The sequence below is a fragment of the Paenibacillus sp. JT22N12 genome (genome assembly GCF_056269365.1).
Map to the genome: position 1 here is coordinate 462,754 of NZ_JBWDNU010000006.1, position 19,501 is coordinate 482,254.

Genomic DNA, 19,501 nt, shown 5'->3' on the forward strand with positions numbered 1-19,501 from the left:
AAAGGCCCGTACAACCTTTGATATTATACATTTATTTTGCTCCTTCCATTCTTTTTGGCGCCTCTCAAATTTAAACGTTTTGCACTTGAAACGGAAGTTCAAATAGGTTAGCATGGCTTTAACTAAAAGTTTATACAATGAAGGGGTTCATTGAATGAATGAACAATTGAATACGTTTATTCATGTGGCAGAGACGGGTAGCTTCTCCAAGGCAGCTGAGAAACTATTTGTGTCTCCAACCGCTGTGATGAAGCAAATTAATGTGTTGGAAAAGCATATAGGAGTGCCTCTTTTGATTCGTACTAACCAAGGTGTTGAGCTCACTGAGGCAGGGAAATCATTTAACAAGGATGCAGCATTATTTTTGCAGAATTTTAAAGAAGCCGTGCTACGTATTCGCCAAGGCGCACAGGAAAGTCAGCATGTTATTCGTGTGGGCACCTCTATACTTAATCCCTGCAAGGTTTTGCTGGATTTGTGGAATGAAATCAGCGACCAATATCCGCAGATTAAAATAAAAATCGTCCATTTTGAGGATGATGCTTATACTCTCCCAGCCACTTATCGTACCCTTGGCAGTCACTTCGATGTCATCGTAGGGCCATACCTTACAGAGGACTGGGAGGATTATCTCCGTTTGCTTGAGCTGGGAAGGTACCGCTTTTGCTTTGCCGTATCTCGCAACCATCGGCTGGCTTCTAAAAAAACACTGTCTGTCAAAGATTTGTATGGAGAGAAGTTGGCTGTGGTGAAAGGCGGAAAAAGTGCAGTAATTGATGGAATTCGTGATTTTTTGATATTAAACCATCCTAAAATCAAAATTAAAGATGTTCCGCGCCTTTATGATATTGATGTATTCAATCGTTGCGAGCAAAGTGATACTGTCCTGCTAACATTGGATGCATGGGTAGATGTTCATCCGTCCTTAGTGACCATCCCTAGCGATTTGGATTTCACAATACCCTATGGTTTGCTATATCCCGTACATCCATCCGAGGATTTCAATCAGTTTTTAGAAATCATAAAAGAAATGTAATCTAAGCACAGTTAACCGGCACATAATTGTGCCGGTTTTTTCATTAAGGTAACCTCCTCCCTCTATGGAGAATCACTTTGCTCTTAAATGCTCACCGAGTGGTGCATCGGAATTATGCTCATAGCCTATATCACCCAGAACAGGAGGTGAGCCAACTTTTGTTTACAATTATTTATTCTCTTTGATGCATTGAACACACCTTTTTTGACAAAGGGTTTTCCAGCATGAATAACGAATTAGTAGTTGAAAACAATAGGGCTGATAAAAAAGGAAAGAGAGGGAAACCAATGAAGAAGATTACAACAGAAAATTTTAGTTCGTCAGAAAATATGAAGGAAAGGAGAGATTCATGATGGGACATAGCAACAAAAGCTTCTCCGAAACAGGGCTGCGTAAAATGCGCAACGTGCTGGCACGGCATGTCGAGTCCGGGAAGATTCCCGGGCTGGTCGCCCTGGTCAGCCGGGGCGGTGAGACGCATGTCGAAGCGATCGGGACGATGCGCCATGATGGTGGCGCACCGATGCGCCGGGACACGATCTTCCGGATGGCCTCGACGTCCAAGCCGGTTGCGATCGCGGCAGCGATGATCCTGCTCGACGAGTGCAGGCTGCGGTTGGATGACCTGGTTGAGCAGTGGCTGCCGGAACTCGCCGACCGGCGGGTGCTGAAGCGGATCGACGGCCCGCTGGACGATACCGTGCCGGCGCGGCGGCCGATCACCGTACGCGACCTGCTGACCTCCACGTTCGGGCTCGGTATGGATATGACGTTGCTGGGCACTCCGATCATGAACGCGATCCTCGAGAAGAATCTCGCGGCCAATCAACCGCCGATGCCCGATCCAGATGAGTGGATGCGCCGCCTTGGCGAGCTTCCGCTGACGCACCAGCCAGGAGAACACTGGCAATACAACATCAGCAACGATCTACTCTGCGTGCTCGTCGCCAGGGTCACGGGCCAGTCGTTTGAGACGTTCCTGCGCGAACGCATCCTCGACCCCCTGGGCATGAAGGACACCGGTTTCCACGTACCTGAAGGCAAGATCGATCGGCTGCCTCCCCTCTACGCCCCTGATCCGCAAACCGGAGAGTTCATCGTGTGGGACGAGGCCAAGGGGGGAATCCACAGCCAGCCTCCGGCGTTCCAGGGCGGCGGCGGCGGACTTTCCTCCACCGTCGACGACTACCACGCCTACTTCCGGATGCTGCTGAATCATGGGATGCACGGGACCGAACGGATCCTGTCCCGGCCCGCCGTCCAGCTGATGACCACCAACCGCCTCACGCCCGAGCAGCAAGCCGCCCGAAACGCCATGGCCAGCAACAACGTCCATGTGTCATTCGGCCAAGGGCAGCACGGCGGCTGGGGCTTCGGGATGGCGGTGCGCACCTACCGTGGTGACTACGCGTCCATCGGCCAGTTCGGCTGGGACGGCGGAAGCGGCACCTCGACCTACGCCGACCCGGACAAACAACTCATCGGAATCCTGCTCACCCAGGTCGGGATGACCACCCCGGATTCAGCGCGGGTTATCCACGACTTCTGGACCACGGTCTATCAGGCAATCGAAGACTAATACCGAGCCTGGTACGCCCGCCCTCAACCCACGACACCCAACGGTCAGCCCCCTGGCGGCCGATTGGAAGCAAAAGTTGCCTTGGGTACTTTGCTTAGAGCTTCTGAGATTTAAAATTGGCGATTGATCCAGATGAGTTAATTGATAACAATAATGTAGTGGTATAAAATATAACCGTGTGATTTCTTCCATTCCTGTGTAAAAAACAGACCGATATCTATTTCATATCGGTCTGTTTTTCATTTATTGGTCAATTAGGATTCGTCGTTCGTTTGCTGGTTGCCGGTGGAATCCTCACCGGAAATCCGGATTTCTGATCGAGATACACGATGTAGGCGTTTGCTCGGTTCTGACGGAAGTCCAATAGCTTGCTTTGTAATTTTCCTTTACGGCAAGCCTCTTCCCCTCGGGGGATTGCTTGTAAAATGAGTTGACCCAAAATTATTGACAGACCCATACTTTTCTCCATAGAGGGAGGTTACTTAAAGAAAAAAATACACATACTATTTGCAACCAAATTTTCTAGAATCAAATATAATACCAGACCAATTTTCCTTTAATTAAAATCAGCTTCAATAAAATTGTATAAGTGAGTTGATTTCGAATGTATATGCTTCTGACGATACTTGGTCATGTTTTTATAGCTTGGCGTTGGGGAGATTGGCGTAACTGGTCTAAATATCAGTCCACTTTTTTATATATGATTACAACTGATTTAACTTACAACTTGCTAACATATAACTACTCTTTGTGGGAATACCAACCTACCGTAATATTTCCAAATCACACCTTAACGAATTTGACATTAATCGTCTTTGGTTATCCAAGCTTAATATTCATTTATTTAGGGCGTTATCCAAAAAAAAAGATGAATCAGTTTCTTTGGATTACATTTTGGATATTTTTGGAGTCCTTTTTAGAGTGGATAGCTTTACAATTAGGGGCACTCACATACCATAATGGTTGGAATTTCTTGTGGTCAGTATTATTTGATGTTGCCATCTACTTAATGCTTCGCCTTCACTACAAAAAACCCTTATTGACATATGGATTATCAATTATTATAACTGTCGGATTTTTAATTATTTTTAAAGTACCTATCTCTACAATGAAGTAAGTATATTTCCCAATTCAACCATACTTGATTGTTCCGACTCCACTTCCACGTTTCTCCTCGCAAAATTAGATTCCCTTTATCCCATATAAGGAGCTAATACTGCGCTAAATTGCCGTTAGTTCAATGCCCAGCAGACATCTGTACAAAAATCCTAATTTCGCGAAAAAGCCAAAAAGAGCTGCCGCGGCAGCCCCTATTTATTTTGTTTAAAAGTTTATGAATTTTTAATAAAATTCCTATCATGAGTTTATTTTTTCAAATGCTTTATTTTATTTTTTAGATGGATAATAAATAAGACAACAAACTGATTATATGAAAAGAAAGGAAAATATCTTATGATTTCAAATACGTTATTGGAAACACGAAGTCTCACAAAATCGTTTCGTGGCAGAAAAATCGTTAACAATCTAAATTTAAAAGTTATGAAAGGCGATGTGTACGGCTTTCTTGGACGAAATGGACAGGGAAAGACAACCACAATACGCATGATGACTGGCCTAATTATCCCTGATTCGGGAGACGTGGTGATTAATGGGTACAACTTAAAAACGGACTTCAAACCTGCCATTTCACAAATTGGCGCTATCGTGGAATCACCAACTTTTTATGACTATCTTTCGGGATATGAAAATCTCTCATTGATGGCAAACCTTGTACCCGGCCTCAACAAAAGCAGAATTGATGAAGTGCTGGAAATCGTCAGAATAAAAAGCCGCGCGAAAGATAAGGTCAAAACGTATTCTTTGGGTATGAAGCAGCGTTTGGGGATAGCCAATGCGCTTTTGAATAATCCCCAACTAATCATCCTTGATGAACCAACCAACGGGCTTGATCCACAAGGTATGAAAGAGATTAAAGAAATGATTGTTCAACTTTCATCTGAAAAGAACATCACCTTTTTCATATCCAGTCATTTGCTCCATGAAATGCAGCAGCTTTGCAATCGTATAGGCATTATCAATGATGGGAATCTTCTTGTTGAAGGCAATGTAAATGAATTGGTCGGCAATTCAACAGAAAACTCGTTGGAAAAGCTCTATTTTGAAGCTACCAGAGTGTGAGGTGTTCATAATGATGAAGCTATTAATAAATGAGCTTTATAAACTCTTTAGAACGAAAAAACTGTATATTTTTGCGGCAATCATTTTAGTTGTTCTTATTCTGAATTTACATAACTACCAGCCCGGATCAGAAAGGACAATCTGGACATTTACTTATGGGCAATCTGCCCCATTGATCTTAATCAATATACTTTCTCAATTTATGATTATTTTCATTCCTATATTCATTGGTGATAGTATTACGAATGAATATAGGCAAGGGGCATTAAAGTTATCTTTGCTGCGACCTATCACCAGAAATCAACTCTTGAGAGCAAAAATTGCTTCGCTGCTTGTATTTATAACTATTATGGTGCTTTTCTTTATCATCGCCTCTTATGCAATAGGAATCTATTTTTTGGGATGGGGCAGTGGAACAGAATATGCCGGACACTTGTACACGCCTATAGAAGGTGTATTGCTCACATTAGGGGCCAATGCTCTATTAATTTTTCCCTTTATGGCATATGGTCTGTTTGTGACTTCTATTGCCATATTATCCAGCAGCATGAGTTTAACCGTTATCAGTTCCCTGGCAGTTATGACTATTGGGCTAAATTTAAACGTCTTTGAAGAAATCGCTCCCTATTCCCTTGCGTATCACATTGCGTACTTCCATGAAAATTTCGTCCATACTTTGGATTGGAAGCTCGCACTTCAAAGCACCGGAATTATCGCAATCTATCTGACAGCATTCTCTTTATTTACATTCTATAAATTCAAGACAAAAGAGATCTTGTATTAATATTGCAAAAAAATTTTAAGAGGTGGCTGAATGTTAAGCTTGGTAAAGAATGAAATATATAAAGTTTTTCGCCTAAAAAAATTCTACCTTTTCATGGGAGTTATTTTAGCACTTCAAGCAGTAGAAATTTTTCACTATAAATTAATGCCACAAGGGAAAATTGCCTTTTCGCTCAACGGCCAATCATTTCCTCTAGAAATGATTGCAAACAATTCTATTATAATGGTTATGTTTATCGCTGTACTTGCGGCGGACATGATTGCGGATGAATATAGAAATGGCACTTTCAAATTGGTGCTTTTACGTCCGGTCAATCGTATTCAGTTTATCGGTGCTAAAGCTGTGGCACTGCTGGCATCCATAATGGCTATTGTCTGCTTTACGGTAATAACCTCGTACATGATTGGGGCAATCACATTTGACTGGGGTAATCATCTTCTGTTTCAAGGTGTTCCGATTGCCAGGAATAGTATTGCTATAACGATAATATCGGCGATTGCTTCCATACTGCCAAGTGCCGGATTTGGCATGGTGGTCATATTTATCGCTTTGATAACCGAAAATATAGGTATAACCATTGGTTCAGCGTTGTCATTATTTTTTATCTCGCCTCTACTTGAGGGGTATGGAAACATAAGCAAATATTCCATCATCTATTTAATGAATACCTTTCATGAAATGTTTATAAATAGCGCTACGTTGCTTCAAATATCTGCTAAGACCGGAATAATCGCAATATATATCGTATTGTTTTACGTTGGCAGCGCCATTCTTATGAAAAGAAAGGATGTGTTGCTATAATATTTAAATATAAGGAGGAAGTATTATGCAGAATACTAAAATTATAGTCGTAGATGACGAGTTGGAAATCGCCGAACTTATAAAAGATTACCTTGAAGAGGAACAATATGATGTAATCATCAGCACCGATGGAAAAGAGTGCATTAAGCTTTTTAGAGAGTACCAGCCACAACTTATTGTTCTGGATATTATGCTTCCGGGTTTAGATGGCATGGAAGTATGCAGAACCATACGGGCTGAATCATCCATCCCTATTATCATGCTTAGTGCAAAGAAAACAGAGGTTGACAAAATTTTAGGTTTGGGTTTGGGTGCCGATGATTATGTGGTTAAGCCTTTCAGTCCGGGAGAGGTTGTAGCAAGGGTAAAAGCTCAATTAAGAAGATATAATCAACTTTCTGTACCTGCCGACAAGAGCGATGTCATGTCATTTCAAAATTTAAAAATCAACTTGAAAGCCTATTCTGTAGAATTGAACGATAAATATGTGGATTTTACAACGAAAGAATTTGAAGTCTTACGGTTCTTGGCGTTACATGCTAACCAAGTTTTAACCCGCCAGCAAATCTATGAAAATGTTTGGGGCATCAACGAGTATGGAGATTTAAACACGGTAACAATCCATATTAAGAAAATCAGGGAAAAAATAGAAGTTGATATTTCATCGCCTCAATTTATTAAAACCGTTTGGGGGGTTGGCTATAAATTTGGAGGCAGCGGAAAATGAGAATTGGAATTTGGAAAAAGCTGATTATATCCTTCTTCTCCTTGTTGATTCTCCCTATGTCTGCAGTATTGGTTACTGGATTTAATACGCAAAACACTCCTGCCGTTTTGACTGTTGTCCAAATCATATTGGCTCTATTAATTCCATTTTGCATTTGCGCTCTTATTTTAGGCTGGATTATATCTTCAAGCATTTTAAAACCGCTGCAAGAATTAAATTTAGCGACAAAAAAAATAATGGATGGAAATTTTGAGTTTGTATTTAATTATAAAAAAAAAGATGAAATGGGCGATTTATGTGTTGCTTTTGATTTGATGAGAAAACAATTAAAAATGTCACTGGAAAAACAGGCAGTTCTTGAATATTCTCGCAAAGAACTGATTGCCAGTATTTCACATGACTTGCGTACTCCCATGTCCTCCATTAAAGGTTATGTGGAAGGTTTACAGGATGGTATCATACATGACAAGGAGAAATTCAACAGGTATATCACTGTCATAAAGAACAAAACAGAAAGCCTTGATAATTTGATAGAAAGCCTTTTCCAATATTCTCAACTGGACATAAATGACCAAAAAGAGGAGTTCTGTGTCCGCGATTCCAAAGCGTTGCTTGAAAAAGTAATAAATCCCATTGAAATTGAATTTGCTGATCAGTCTGTATATCTAAACGTTATAAAGCCATTTCCTTCGGTACAACTTTTTGCCAATGAAAATGGTATTGCACAGGTTCTTGATAACTTAATCAGCAATGCAAAAAGGTATGTAGATAAAAATGGAACGATAACCATTGAGGCAAATGTTGATGGTGATTACTTAAAGATTTCCGTAACAGATAATGGTGCAGGGATATCACAAGAGGATTTGTCACATGTATTTGAACATTTTTACCGTTCTGAAAAATCTCGCTCAAGAAATTATGGCGGCGCAGGGCTTGGTCTCGCCATTTGTAAAAAAGTAGTCGAAAATCAAGGCGGTACGATATGGGCTGAAAGTATGCCCGATGTTAGAACAACGTTTTGTTTTACAATTCCACTTGCCCTGCACCGTTACACCTGAAGGAAAGGAGTTGAAGACGTTTCGTACACACACGGTCTTCAAAGTTAGAGCACCTTGGATTCACCGTTACACTGGCCACTTCAGAAGCATCCTGATTCAATCCCTGATTGGACAAGACGCAGCTTTTTTATAACCGTTAAAGCTGCGCCTAGAAAATCGAGCTATCTTATGCCTGCCTCCGCCAGTTTCTCATCTAGTTTCGCCTTCTGGCGCAAATGGTGCCTGCTATGCATACCAACCATCTCAAACCAATCACGCGCGTTAAGCCAGCCAAACCAGCCATGGCGCACCTTGCAAGCCGGATTCGCCTTATCTACGCAACCCGCCCAGTAGGCCAACTTCTCTAACACCTGTTCCAGGCCAGCTATGATTTCATCCTTGCTCTCGGGGTTGCTTGTCGCGTTGGGCGATTCCTCAAGTTTCACAGGAATATTGGGCCACTCTTTTTCGGCAAGCGCCTTCCTCCCGTCTTCCGTCTTGCCTTCAGGCTCTTCGTGTGTTGCCTTGGTGCATGTTTCAATATGCCCGATGTACTCTTTTGCCACATCGATCACGTGGATATACATTTGCCCGACCGACCATACGTCTTCATTGCATTTAAATCGCAACTGCTCTATCGAATATCTGTCCAGATTCCGCATGTACTGCTCGATAATAACCATAGAATCGTTCAACATCCAGATCCTCTCCCCGTCATTTCAGCAGCTGCGCAATCTCCAGATTGATGCTTGTATTGCCATAATCGAACACCGCGCAGCTTTCATCTTCATATATGATAGCAAGAAACAAACAATATAGCTTCAGTAAAGACTAGGGGACTCGCTGCGATTAATAGACGGATGCCATTCTGCGGTATTCCCTGGGCGACAGCCCTTCTCTTTGGCGCAACAGTCGGCTGAAGTAATGAAGATCGGCATAGCCCGTCAAACCGGCGATTTCCTCGACGGAAAGAGCGGATTCCCGCAGCAGCCGTTTAGCCTTCCTTAGACGGATCGACTGCACGTATTTATTCGGCGTAAGTCCAAATGCTGCTTTGAACAGCTTCGCCAGATAATCTTCGTTCCAATTGGCACGCGCCGCCAGTGCGGCGTTTGAGCAGTCACTGCCGTAATGCTGCTCGATCCATTGGCGTAGTTCTTCCAGCATCCCCAAATGCGGCGCTTCCGTCGCCCCGTCTGATGGAACCCGCAGCAGTTCGACGAAAAAGGAGCAGCTGCGGCTGGCAAACTGCTCCAAGAAGCGAGAAACAAATATTAAGATTTATGAACAACAGTTCCCCTAAAGATATAGGGGGCTGACCATTCTTTAATCTCCCCCTTTAATTCACTAGGTATATGCATGTGCGTTTCTGCTATTTGGGGTTTCAGCCAAGTAACTTCCTCAATCTCCTCTGGAAATAAAATTTTTATTTCCCCATCCACTATCCTTCCTCTAAAAGTAAAGAAAATAACGTGATGTCCACTTTCCTCAAAAAACGCTTCACTCACTGTTAAGATACCATCTAATTCAACGTCTAATCCTGTTTCTTCTTTAACCTCCCGAATAGCAGCCTGTTGTAATGTTTCGCCCTGTTCCACCGCTCCTCCAGGGAGTGTGTAGTATGAAGCTTTATCTCCTTTATTTTTTACCATCAATATATTCTCGCCAATCTCATCGTAGAGAAGTACATATGCAACATCTACTCTTTTCATATAATCCTGACCCCTTTGACGTATTAATTTACATATAAATATTCGTCTAATGACTTTATTATCCTCCGTTGTCCTGCCATATTGAAGAAGCGGCAAGCGAGAAGTCTGCCTGACATTTAAACGAAACAATTAACATTCGACGGATTGCTTCTCCAGAAACGCTCGAATGGATGGGTCCATGCACAGTCCGATGGCCCGGCTGTATGCAGCGCGAGCCTCCTCGAATCTCTTCATCTTTTTGAACAAATGGGCGCGCAGCGCCCAATAAGGCTGATAGCTCATAACCGCTTCTGCCGGTATTTCATCCAACAGCGCCATCCCGGAATCGGCGTCGCGCGCTTCGGCAACAGCTGCCGCGCGGCCGACAATTGCGCCGATCGTCGGAGCGATGCCCACCAGCCCCTCGTACAGAAGAGCAATCTCTTCCCATTCCGTACGGTTAGTCCAGGCACGCTGAGAATGTACGGATTGAATCGCCGCTTCAAGCTGGAACCGCCCGACGCGCTTCCCTTGAGCAGCAGTGCGAAGGAAATGCTCCGCTTCCTCGATCATCCCGATCGACCAACGTGAATGATCCTGATCGGATATTGGCACATAGCCGCCTGCCTCCTCGCGCCGCACATGGCGGCGCGCTTCGCAGTGCAGCATAAGAGCCAGCAATCCGAGCGCTTCCGGTTCCCCCGGCATGAATCGCACAATCAGCCTTCCCATGAAAATCGCTTCTTCGGCCAGACCCTTCCGGCGCGGATCTATGCCGGCTATATCATCCCAGCCGCTTCCATAGGCTGCATAGATGGCTTCAAGCACGGCATCAAGGCGCTCCGGCCATTCATCCTTACCGGGCAAGTCGAATCTAATGCCATCGCTCTTCAGCTTAGCTTTAGCCCGGGTAAGGCGCTGCCCCATCGTAGCAGGTTTAACGACAAAAGCCGAAGCAATGCGGACCGCGTCAAGGCCAAGCACGGACTGGAGCATAAGCGGCGTGCGCACAGCAGGATCAATTCCGGGATGAGCGCAAATAAACAGCATCTTGATCCGTTCATCCGGGAAAGATGTCTCAGTTTCAGCCCATTGCTGTGCGTCTTCTGCCATCGTGATCAAAGCTTGCTCCGCACCGGTTTGCACCCGGGCATGCCGGGTGCCGTCGATCAGCCGACGCCGCGCAGCGGTGAGCAGCCATGCCTCTGGTTTGTCCGGCACTCCGGTCGAAGGCCATTTTTCCAGCGCGGCCAGAAAGGCGTCTGCAAGCGCATCCTCCGCCGCGGCCAGGTCGCGCCAACGAACAGCCAGAAATGCAACCAGACGGCCGTAGGACTCACGGGCCGTCTGTTCGATTATTTGGTGAGTTTGCATGGCGCTCATTTCGAAATCGGATGCAAGTTGGGGCGGACCTCAACCGAGCTGCCGGGACAACGTGCCGCCCATTCCAATGCGGTGTCCAAATCTGGCACGTCGATGATCATCAAACCGCCGATTTGCTCCTTGGTTTCGGTGATCGGGCCATCCTGAACCAGCAATTCACCCCCCCTGAGGCTAAGCGTGGTCGCGGTATCCGGTGGATGGAGACCTGCACCGTTTACAACAATGCCGGAATCGAGCAACGCTGTGACATAATGAGCCCAGCTTGCGGCATATGCCTCCTTGTGAACCGGATCGGTTCGTTTGGCGAAGTCCTCTGTCGTTTCATACATTAACAATGTGTAATTCATGTTTATTGCTCCTCTCAACGTTCATAGTGGGTTGTTTCACGACGTCTTCACAATAATGACGAGCCAGATCGATGGATTTCTACATCATGTGAAAAATATTATTTTTTGACGACGGGTAAAGCAACTCAAGGCCATCTCAAAACCCATACTATCCAGGTAATAGCTGCCGCCGGCAACTTGATCAGTGGATTATTTTGACTTTGTTTATTCGATTTATGCCATAGGATGTACCACCGATCTTGAGGGCACTTTTTGCAGGATCGCTTCTTACCTTAAAAAAGACGGTGTATTTATTTTCAGTTGGTCTCACCCTATACACAAATGTGTTGTGGCAGAAAATAATATACTTGCTTTTAAAAAATGTTATTTCGATGAATCTTGGTATTCGGTATCTCTTGATGAAGGTGCGCTAACATTATCGGACCGTAAACTATCGACCTTTGTGAATGCGTTGGCAAAAGCGGGATTTGTAATTGAGCAAATGATTGAGCAATCTGATGATGAAATTATGCAATCGCGGGACGATAACAGCGATTTTGCAAAAAAAGCAAAGATGCTTCCTGTAACTTTTGTAGTCAAAGCAAGAAAACTATAAACATTATAATGCATACAAACATTAAGCTGCATTCTGTTTATATGCGCGCACCGCAAATAGATATGCGACGATCATTATCCCTAAGCACCACGCTAAAGCGACCCAGATATCATTGCCTACCGGTTGACTTGACAATAGTGCACGGATGGTTTCTACGATAGAGGTCACCGGCTGGTTTTCGGCAAAGGCACGAACGACTTTCGGCATCGAGTCGGTGGGCACGAAGGCAGAACTAATAAACGGCAGGAAGATTAACGGATAGGAAAACACGCTGGCACCTTCCACCGATTTCGCGGACAGTCCTGCAATCGCCGCGACCCAAGTCAAAGCCAGCGTAAACAGCACGAGTATACCGGCTACGGCGAGCCACGGCAGGACCCCTGCCGACGAGCGAAAGCCCATAATGAGCGCTACGAGAATGATGACGACAACCGAGATAACATTGGATACCACCGAAGTCAGCACATGCCCCCACAGCACAGCGGAACGCGCAATCGGCATGGAGTGGAACCGCTCAATGATACCCCGTTGCTTATCCATAAACAGGCGGTAAGCCGTATAGGATATACCGCTTGCAATCGCAATCAGCAGGATACCGGGCAACAGGTAGTTCACATAGTTATCCGTACCGGTTTGAATGGCGCCTCCAAACACATAGACGAACAGCAGCATCATCGCGATCGGCGTGATGCAGACCGTGATGATGGTGTCCATGCTGCGGAAAATATGGCGCATGGAACGCCCGAGCATCACGCTCATGTCGCTGAAAAAGTATTTATTCATGGTTACTTACCCTCCTTTTTACCGATGATTGCGAGGAAGATCTCCTCCAATGAAGGTTGTTTTTCCACATACTCCACTTTTGCGGGCGGGAACAGCTTTTTCAGTTCCTCAAGCGTTCCATTGGCAATAATCCTACCCTCATGCAAAATGGAAATTCTATCGGCAAGCTGTTCAGCCTCATCCAAATACTGAGTGGTCAGGAATACCGTTGTGCCACCGTTGGCAAGCTCCTTGACAATCTTCCAAGCCTCAATGCGTGCCTCGGGGTCAAGCCCGGTGGTCGGCTCGTCGAGGAAAATGAGCTGCGGTTTTCCGATCAGGCTCATGGCAATGTCAATCCTGCGGCGCATACCACCCGAATAGGTGGACACCTTGCGGTCGGCGGCGTCGTTCAAACCGAAGCGATTCAGTAAATCATCCGCGACATGACGCGGACTTTTAAGGTGCCGCAGTTTGGCGATCAAAATAAGGTTCTCCCGCCCGGTCAATATCTCGTCCACGGCGGCAAATTGCCCGGTCAGACTTATCGCATGCCGCACATGGTCGGGTTTTGACGCGACGTCAAATCCGTTTACGGTGGCGGTGCCTCCGTCCTGTTTGAGCAGCGTGGTGAGGATTCTGACAATCGTCGTCTTGCCCGCGCCGTTGGAGCCAAGCAGGGCGAAAATCTCACCTCGCTTCACTTCAAAATCCACGCCCTTTAGGACTTCTGTGTCCTTGAAAGACTTTCGCAGACCTTTCACATCAATTGCTTTTTCCATCCCGATATCCCCCTTTTACTTTTTTTTATCCGTAACCTTTTTCATGGCCTTGTTACCTTCTTGGTCAACAGATGCTTGATAGATGTCAGCGTAAGTTTTTGAATCTTTGATTAAATCGTCGCAGAAAGCCGCTACGTCACTGCCCGTCACCTCGAGCACGCCATTCCCCAAGGCCGCGCCCTCTTCAAAAAGATCGATAATCCCCGAGAGCAAACCAGTACCGTCGGTCAGCTCAACAGGGCCGACCTTAAAAAGATATTTTTGAATCTCTTTATAAACAATTTGATAATCTTGCGGGAGCGCCTTGACACGCGCCATGTGCGCTCGCCACTCTTTTTTGCCTTCGATGATATCTTGTATTCTCATCATTTTACCCTCCTATTTACCTAATTTTTTAGCGATATTATTGTTGAGTTGCTCGCGCCACTTGTCGCGAAAAGACTTTGCCCCTTCTTCGCCGGCCAGCGCTGAACAGAAGCCTTTGATATCCTCACCCAAAACCTCTTGGACACTCTGACCGTCCGCCGCCGTTTCTTCGAGCAGACCAAGCACACCGTCAAGAATTGGCATGAGGTTGCGACCGGTGAAGTCTGAGTATGGCCAAAGATTGGCAAAAACTTTTCCCCATGCCGCTTGATAATCATCCGGCAGCTTTTTGACTCGCGATTCAAAAGATTTCAATTCTTTAGTCATGTCGCTGCCAGTGATCTTTTCCCAAAAATTCATGATTTTTTCTCCTTTAACTCGTTAATTTTTGATGATACGAACTCCCATTTTTCCCAGAACCTCCGCAGCTCCTCACGCCCTGCATCGTTGATCGCGAAGAACTTTCGCGGCGGTCCCATGTCGGAGGGCTTTTTGGTGATCTCCACCAGCTTGTTTTTTTCAAGCCGGATCAGGATGGTGTACACCGTTCCCTCCACAACATCTGTAAAGCCGAGGGCGTTCAGCCGCCGCGTGATTTCGTAGCCGTAGGTTTCTTTGCGGCTTATAATTTCAAGGACACAGCCCTCAAGCGCCCCTTTGAGCATTTCCGTTAGATTTTCCAGCACAATCACCCCTTGCTATTCTGTATCACTGGTATGAAGTGTTACTTACTACTGCTATAAAGTAACACGTAGTAGTTTATTTGTCAATAGCATTTGCTCTGACACGGATTTTACATTTTCATTATCCTGCCAGTTAGCCACCCATGTCCCTTGATCGAACGCGCTTGTGGTTTACATCAAGGCCGTCCCCGGCAGGAAGACGGACGTCTTCCATCTGAGCGGATGCCCAAATCGGGAGCGCAACGACGATCAGCCAGACCGACTTCCACGGCAAAAAAAATTCGCAGTTACTTGTGATACGGTCCCCGTATCATTCTAACGGCGAATTTTGAATGGCACCCTATTGAGTGTCATTCACTGTTTGTGACTCCTTTTTTATTTCCTTCCCAATTTATAGAGCGGTTATATGAAAACTCTTCATTGGTCGGAATCTTCAAGCGTAAATCGTGGCTTTGTTATTTTCATGGTCATTCAACGGGAGCGAGTACTAAGGCGTTAAGGTTTTCTTCCTGATGTTTGTCCACCCCATAGAAATGAGCCGTATAATAAACACCGTTTTGCTGCCACACGTAAAACGTTTGAGTTTTGAACTTCAATTGATTGCTATCGGAATGGACAGGCTCCGTATAGATATTATCGTTATCCGCATAGGCGGTAATTCCGATCCCGTTCATCTCCAACTTGCGCAGGAACGACAGCCTTTTCACGTCCACAACAGGTGCCTTGCTTTGATAAAACTCAATACTGTCATTTAGTTCATACATGGGAGAATTGAAAGGAACTCGATATGAATTCCACAAAACATCCGTGTCCGGTCTAAAATAGAACTTGGTGTTCTGATCGTCAGCCCGCATCAGAGATGAATCGGAAAGTTTAAGACCATAGTCTGAGACATCAACCGGAATCTTCACTGGAAAGCCAAGAATACGCTTCGCTTCTTGCAGGTCCGTCTCGTCATATAAAGCGAATGAATTGCCCTCACCTTTATAGTCGACATGTTGAACCTGGCCTGGCGAAACAAAGGATTGCACGACTTTCGCCAGTTCATCCTGGGAAAGATCATTGCTAAAGAAATTAATCGTATACATGACACCGTTATCCTGCCATACAAAGCTTTTGGCCGTTTCAGGTTTTTGCTTGGACCAGATCTTGGTAGTCGTGTACATAACACCATTGATATTGCCGATTGTCATGTCTTCTTGCTTGTCGGAAGGCGCGCGGTCCAGCGCTTGGGGATACGGGGCACCCCACAAAAAATTATGCTCCAGCAGCGTGCCGTTTCCTTTGGCAGCAACCATCTCGAAATAGTGTTCGTCTTTCTGGCCAAAGTTGGATACGAAAGTGATGGAAACTGAATTAATCAAGTCCGCTTTATGCGCTTTCGCGAAACTCTCGCCCAAATTTATATTTTCCAATTGATACCGTTCAGGCATATAATCAGGTACTTTAAATTCAAACTTTGAAAAATTGATTGCCCGGTTCAGGTTATTAAACCATTTGTACGAGGGAATCAGTCTGTCGACCTCAAATTGGGCAACCGGATTCTCTTCCTCCGGACTCTCCGCCAGGGAGGAGGCGTTTGATTCGACTTTAGCATTGGTGAGCAAAACTGCGCCCAAGAGGAGGATCAACACAACAGCCATGGCAGACAGCTTGTATGAACCTTGTTTGAACTTTGTGATCATGGTAACTCTCCGTTTCGTTTCATTCTTGTTGTTGAAATAATAGGAAAGATGAACCCGCGGCGAAGAGCTTCGGGAAAATAAACGCGACAGCATAAGAAGTGTCATGCCGTAGGAAGAAGATCCCCGCTCGCCCAGCAGCTCAAGCACAGCCGCATCGCAGGCCATTTCCCGATCGGAGGCCATTTTGCGCCGGGCCAGCCACACGAAAGGATTAAACCAATGCAGCCATACCGCTAACGTCCACAAGGAATTGAACCCTAAATCCTTACGTTTATAATGGGCTAGTTCGTGTAAAAGAACATGCGCCAGCTGCCGGGAATCGGCGATTACAGCAAAATCCTCCGGCAAATAAATTCTCGGCTTTCTCACTCCGTAGATGCAAGGGCTGTAAAAACCGCTTATCTCATACACCGGAATGATTTGTTTGATTCCGAGTTGTTTACTGCACGCTTTAAGAACGGAAAGTACCTCTTCGTCGTCGATCGGACGGGAGTGCTTGAGTTGTTTTCTGAATCTGAGCGTCACAATCAAATAATACATCCCGAGTACGGCCAAACCTCCAAGCCATATCCATAAACCGATTTTAAGTATATTGGACCACAACTGTTTTTTCTCAACGGTAGGAGGAAGAAAAGTTGCTCCTGCTGAAACAGGTTCTTCAGGCTGCTTTGCCGATAAATTGAAAGGCAGGTTTTCTTCTGTTCGTTGCGGCAAAGTTGCCTTCGTTTCGTTACCGGGTGCCAAAACAGCAGGAGAGGAAGACCCGTTATCCCCGCTCTGATTTACGGATTCGGAATGATCGGCCGGATGGCTTTGAACGGTTGTCCATTTGTCGGCTGTCGCTTGCGGCACCAGATTAAACAAACTGATGGAACTCGACGGACCGACAGGAATAAGAAGCTTAATTAATACAAGGAACCATAAGACGTAAATGAATCTGGGTTTCAGCCGCACAAGGAACAGCTTCCGAATGCCGAGCAGCAGCAAGACGATTACCGACGATGCCAACGATGCGTGCAAGATAACGGAGAATATCGTTTTCATGATGATCATGATTTTTTCTTCTCTTCCAGCAGCTGTTGGAGCTCTTCGATATCTTTCTCCGAAAGAGTCTCTTCCTCAAGAAATTTCGCAAAAAGCATGCTTACGGCACCGTTATAAACTCTGTCCAGAAAGGATCGGTTCTCGGTTTTTAAGTAATCTTCATGTGAAACCAACGGATAATAGAGATAATTCCTGCCGGACTTTTCGAAACGGATCGCATTCTTCTTGTGCAAGCGGTTCAGAAAGGTTTTGATTGTCTGATCCGACCATTGCATCTGTTCCGTCAGCTTGAGAATGATCTCATTAGCGGATAAAGGCTCTTTCTGCCAAAGAAGCTTCATGACTTCAAGTTCGGCATCGGTAATGTGAGGGGGATTATTCATAGTCTTAACCTCTTTTCAATCCCAAACTTATCGTTTACACCTGTAAACGCTATTTAAAATTTACACATATAAAAGAATATTGTCAACCGGAGAGATATGGATAACCCGAAATTGTAGCAAAAGACAGATTCTATTTCGGGTACATTACCTTGCATATTCCCAATAAAGGACAGCCGGCATGAGTTGTCTCTTGGACAGCGATAATCTAACGGAAGAGCAAATGAGGAACAATGGCGGTAAAAGTAGGTTTTTTGTCATTGTATTCGTTGATAGCATGAGATGGAGGAATGTATATAAATTCTTGTCGGCGTAATTGTAAGGAAGTTCTTGTCGCCGACATCCTGTTTCCTCGCCATTTATCCGCCAAAAATTTCGCCCTCGGTTCCCTGCAAATGATCTTTAACTAACCCGTTACTTCTATGAAAAAGCAGCTGATCGATGTAACCAGCTGCTGATCATCCTTCTATCTGCCAGAAAGCAAGCTCCTCCACTATCGTATCCTTAGCGGAAAAATGAATGTGCATAATTCCCGTAAATTAAGATTTGTCAGCGAACGAAAGTCCCTTAGCGGCGAGTTCTTGACGGATAATATCTAACGCTTTTGGTCCCATACCATGCAGCTTCAGAACCTCGGCTTCGCTGATCATCGTGAACTGTTCAAGCCGAAAGTATCCAGCTCCGGCGAGTGCTCGTTGTGCTGGTTTGCCTATCCCGGTCGGAAGGTCGTTTTCAGGTTTTGGTTCATTGATATTTGTCAACGCCATTTCTCCCTTCTCCTTAAGTAGTGAATTTCGATCTTGAATTGATGATTGCAAGTTTCTCTCTATCATAGCAGGTAATATATGTCATGAGTTCTTATCGACTGCTCCTTTTTGAAATAACGCGTTGGGGAAGGTTTTTTAACTATGTTGCCTATTACATCATTAAATTAAAAGAAGCGCTGCCCCGAAGCAAGCTCCTCCGCTATCGTATTTCGAATTTGGAATTGAATAGCTTGATTTGAAACATGGATAAACTTTACCAACAATGCGATTTTGTTTTCAGCATTGATACGTTCCCAGTAAAAGTCTGCTATATCATTAATTGAATCGAATAGTGGTACTTCGAAAGGGTCGCCTTCGAATGGTTTTAGTACAGCATTCTGCTCTGAGTTGTACGTGTGAATGCAGTGACCAATGCCACTCTTAAATTTGCTGTTGGTAACTATTGCGTAAGCAAACTGAAGGGTCGTGGCGTGTGTTTTTAAAATCGACAAACTATACTTTTGAGCACAATCTGGAGGGATTAGCCTCCTTCCTTCGTTATGGTTTTTACGATATAAAGTAATTATGCGTAGTAATTAGGGTATCCTGCCGGTTCGTAACGACAGTTTCAACACATGCCTTATATCTTTGTATCGAAAAAACCAGCCCCCTTAAAGGACTGGTTCACTGCAGCTAGTTATTGTCTCCGGTTTGGAAGTTTCCGTACCTCAGAAACGGTTGTCCACATTGGCTTGTTAGATTAATTAACGGATGAATTCAATTTCCGGGTGCTCCGGTGAAGGACCTTGGAGTAAATCGCCGGACATGTATCGCAAGTGTCGGTCGAAGAAAGCTATGACATAATCGCGTTGGACTGCAATTGCCTGCCCCGGAT

General features: G+C 44.9%; 21 protein-coding genes and 1 pseudogene. 9 read left to right on the forward strand and 13 right to left on the reverse strand.

Annotated features, from left to right (window positions below):
• The first annotated feature begins 154 nt into the window (after positions 1 to 154).
• The 8 genes from AC0YOA_RS23335 (at position 155) to AC0YOA_RS23370 (ending at position 8,163) form a co-directional block, all read left to right on the forward strand.
• Positions 155 to 1,036, forward strand: a complete 882-nt coding sequence (locus AC0YOA_RS23335) for a LysR family transcriptional regulator (RefSeq protein ID WP_475788667.1) — start codon at positions 155 to 157, stop codon at positions 1,034 to 1,036.
• 352 nt (positions 1,037 to 1,388) lie between these two features.
• Complete coding sequence (locus AC0YOA_RS23340) at positions 1,389 to 2,615, forward strand: serine hydrolase domain-containing protein (protein WP_475788706.1); 1,227 nt, start codon at positions 1,389 to 1,391, stop codon at positions 2,613 to 2,615.
• A 604-nt stretch (positions 2,616 to 3,219) separates the two neighbouring features.
• On the forward strand, positions 3,220 to 3,732 hold the full coding sequence (locus tag AC0YOA_RS23345) for a CBO0543 family protein (RefSeq protein WP_475788668.1): 513 nt from the start codon (positions 3,220 to 3,222) through the stop codon (positions 3,730 to 3,732).
• A 335-nt stretch (positions 3,733 to 4,067) separates the two neighbouring features.
• Positions 4,068 to 4,793, forward strand: a complete 726-nt coding sequence (locus AC0YOA_RS23350; RefSeq protein ID WP_475788669.1) for an ABC transporter ATP-binding protein — start codon at positions 4,068 to 4,070, stop codon at positions 4,791 to 4,793.
• 10 nt (positions 4,794 to 4,803) lie between these two features.
• Positions 4,804 to 5,577, forward strand: coding sequence for an ABC transporter permease (locus AC0YOA_RS23355; protein WP_475788670.1), 774 nt, complete (start codon positions 4,804 to 4,806; stop codon positions 5,575 to 5,577).
• Between the two features lie 30 nt (positions 5,578 to 5,607).
• Positions 5,608 to 6,378: an ABC transporter permease gene (locus AC0YOA_RS23360; protein ID WP_475788671.1), complete on the forward strand. Its 771-nt coding sequence runs from the start codon at positions 5,608 to 5,610 to the stop codon at positions 6,376 to 6,378.
• A gap of 25 nt (positions 6,379 to 6,403) precedes the next feature.
• Positions 6,404 to 7,105, forward strand: coding sequence for a response regulator transcription factor (locus AC0YOA_RS23365; protein ID WP_475788672.1), 702 nt, complete (start codon positions 6,404 to 6,406; stop codon positions 7,103 to 7,105).
• Complete coding sequence (locus AC0YOA_RS23370) at positions 7,102 to 8,163, forward strand: sensor histidine kinase (protein ID WP_475788673.1); 1,062 nt, start codon at positions 7,102 to 7,104, stop codon at positions 8,161 to 8,163. Before AC0YOA_RS23365 ends, AC0YOA_RS23370 begins: the two co-directional genes overlap by 4 nt.
• 161 nt (positions 8,164 to 8,324) lie before the next feature.
• Here AC0YOA_RS23370 and AC0YOA_RS23375 read toward each other — a convergent pair whose 3' ends face one another.
• From AC0YOA_RS23375 to AC0YOA_RS23395, 5 genes are all read right to left on the reverse strand, one after another.
• Positions 8,325 to 8,840, reverse strand: coding sequence for a DinB family protein (locus AC0YOA_RS23375; RefSeq protein ID WP_475788674.1), 516 nt, complete (start codon positions 8,838 to 8,840; stop codon positions 8,325 to 8,327).
• Between the two features lie 151 nt (positions 8,841 to 8,991).
• Entirely contained in the window at positions 8,992 to 9,399 is a 408-nt protein-coding gene (locus tag AC0YOA_RS23380; protein ID WP_475788675.1) for a helix-turn-helix domain-containing protein, read from the reverse strand.
• A gap of 17 nt (positions 9,400 to 9,416) precedes the next feature.
• Positions 9,417 to 9,854, reverse strand: a complete 438-nt coding sequence (locus AC0YOA_RS23385) for an NUDIX hydrolase (RefSeq protein WP_475788676.1) — start codon at positions 9,852 to 9,854, stop codon at positions 9,417 to 9,419.
• A gap of 129 nt (positions 9,855 to 9,983) precedes the next feature.
• Positions 9,984 to 11,207, reverse strand: a complete 1,224-nt coding sequence (locus AC0YOA_RS23390; RefSeq protein ID WP_475788677.1) for an RNA polymerase sigma factor — start codon at positions 11,205 to 11,207, stop codon at positions 9,984 to 9,986.
• A gap of 5 nt (positions 11,208 to 11,212) precedes the next feature.
• Positions 11,213 to 11,563 carry a YciI family protein gene (locus tag AC0YOA_RS23395; RefSeq protein WP_475788678.1) on the reverse strand — a complete coding sequence of 117 codons (351 nt, stop codon included), beginning with the start codon at positions 11,561 to 11,563 and terminating at the stop codon, positions 11,213 to 11,215.
• Positions 11,564 to 11,750: 187 nt separating this feature from the next.
• Between AC0YOA_RS23395 and AC0YOA_RS23400 the strand changes: the two are divergent.
• A pseudogene (locus AC0YOA_RS23400) lies at positions 11,751 to 12,158 on the forward strand (class I SAM-dependent methyltransferase); the annotation flags it as partial.
• 21 nt (positions 12,159 to 12,179) lie between these two features.
• On the opposite strand, the gene AC0YOA_RS23405 reads toward AC0YOA_RS23400, so the two are convergent.
• The 8 genes from AC0YOA_RS23405 to AC0YOA_RS23440 all read right to left on the reverse strand — a co-directional run bounded on the left by AC0YOA_RS23405 (position 12,180) and on the right by AC0YOA_RS23440 (position 18,627).
• Complete coding sequence (locus AC0YOA_RS23405; RefSeq protein ID WP_475788679.1) at positions 12,180 to 12,941, reverse strand: ABC transporter permease; 762 nt, start codon at positions 12,939 to 12,941, stop codon at positions 12,180 to 12,182.
• Between the two features lie 2 nt (positions 12,942 to 12,943).
• A complete protein-coding gene (locus AC0YOA_RS23410) occupies positions 12,944 to 13,702 on the reverse strand; it encodes an ABC transporter ATP-binding protein (RefSeq protein WP_475788680.1) in 759 nt (252 codons plus the stop codon).
• 15 nt (positions 13,703 to 13,717) lie between these two features.
• Complete coding sequence (locus tag AC0YOA_RS23415) at positions 13,718 to 14,068, reverse strand: DUF1048 domain-containing protein (RefSeq protein WP_475788707.1); 351 nt, start codon at positions 14,066 to 14,068, stop codon at positions 13,718 to 13,720.
• A gap of 12 nt (positions 14,069 to 14,080) precedes the next feature.
• Positions 14,081 to 14,428 carry a DUF1048 domain-containing protein gene (locus AC0YOA_RS23420; protein WP_475788681.1) on the reverse strand — a complete coding sequence of 116 codons (348 nt, stop codon included), beginning with the start codon at positions 14,426 to 14,428 and terminating at the stop codon, positions 14,081 to 14,083.
• Entirely contained in the window at positions 14,425 to 14,733 is a 309-nt protein-coding gene (locus tag AC0YOA_RS23425) for a PadR family transcriptional regulator (RefSeq protein ID WP_379114507.1), read from the reverse strand. Before AC0YOA_RS23425 ends, AC0YOA_RS23420 begins: the two co-directional genes overlap by 4 nt.
• 485 nt (positions 14,734 to 15,218) lie before the next feature.
• Complete coding sequence (locus AC0YOA_RS23430; protein WP_475788682.1) at positions 15,219 to 17,489, reverse strand: M56 family metallopeptidase; 2,271 nt, start codon at positions 17,487 to 17,489, stop codon at positions 15,219 to 15,221.
• Entirely contained in the window at positions 17,486 to 17,863 is a 378-nt protein-coding gene (locus AC0YOA_RS23435; protein ID WP_475788683.1) for a BlaI/MecI/CopY family transcriptional regulator, read from the reverse strand. The genes AC0YOA_RS23430 and AC0YOA_RS23435 overlap by 4 nt, the downstream gene beginning before the upstream one ends.
• Positions 17,864 to 18,399: 536 nt before the next feature.
• Positions 18,400 to 18,627, reverse strand: a complete 228-nt coding sequence (locus AC0YOA_RS23440) for a helix-hairpin-helix domain-containing protein (RefSeq protein WP_475788684.1) — start codon at positions 18,625 to 18,627, stop codon at positions 18,400 to 18,402.
• Between the last annotated feature and the right edge of the window lie 874 nt (positions 18,628 to 19,501).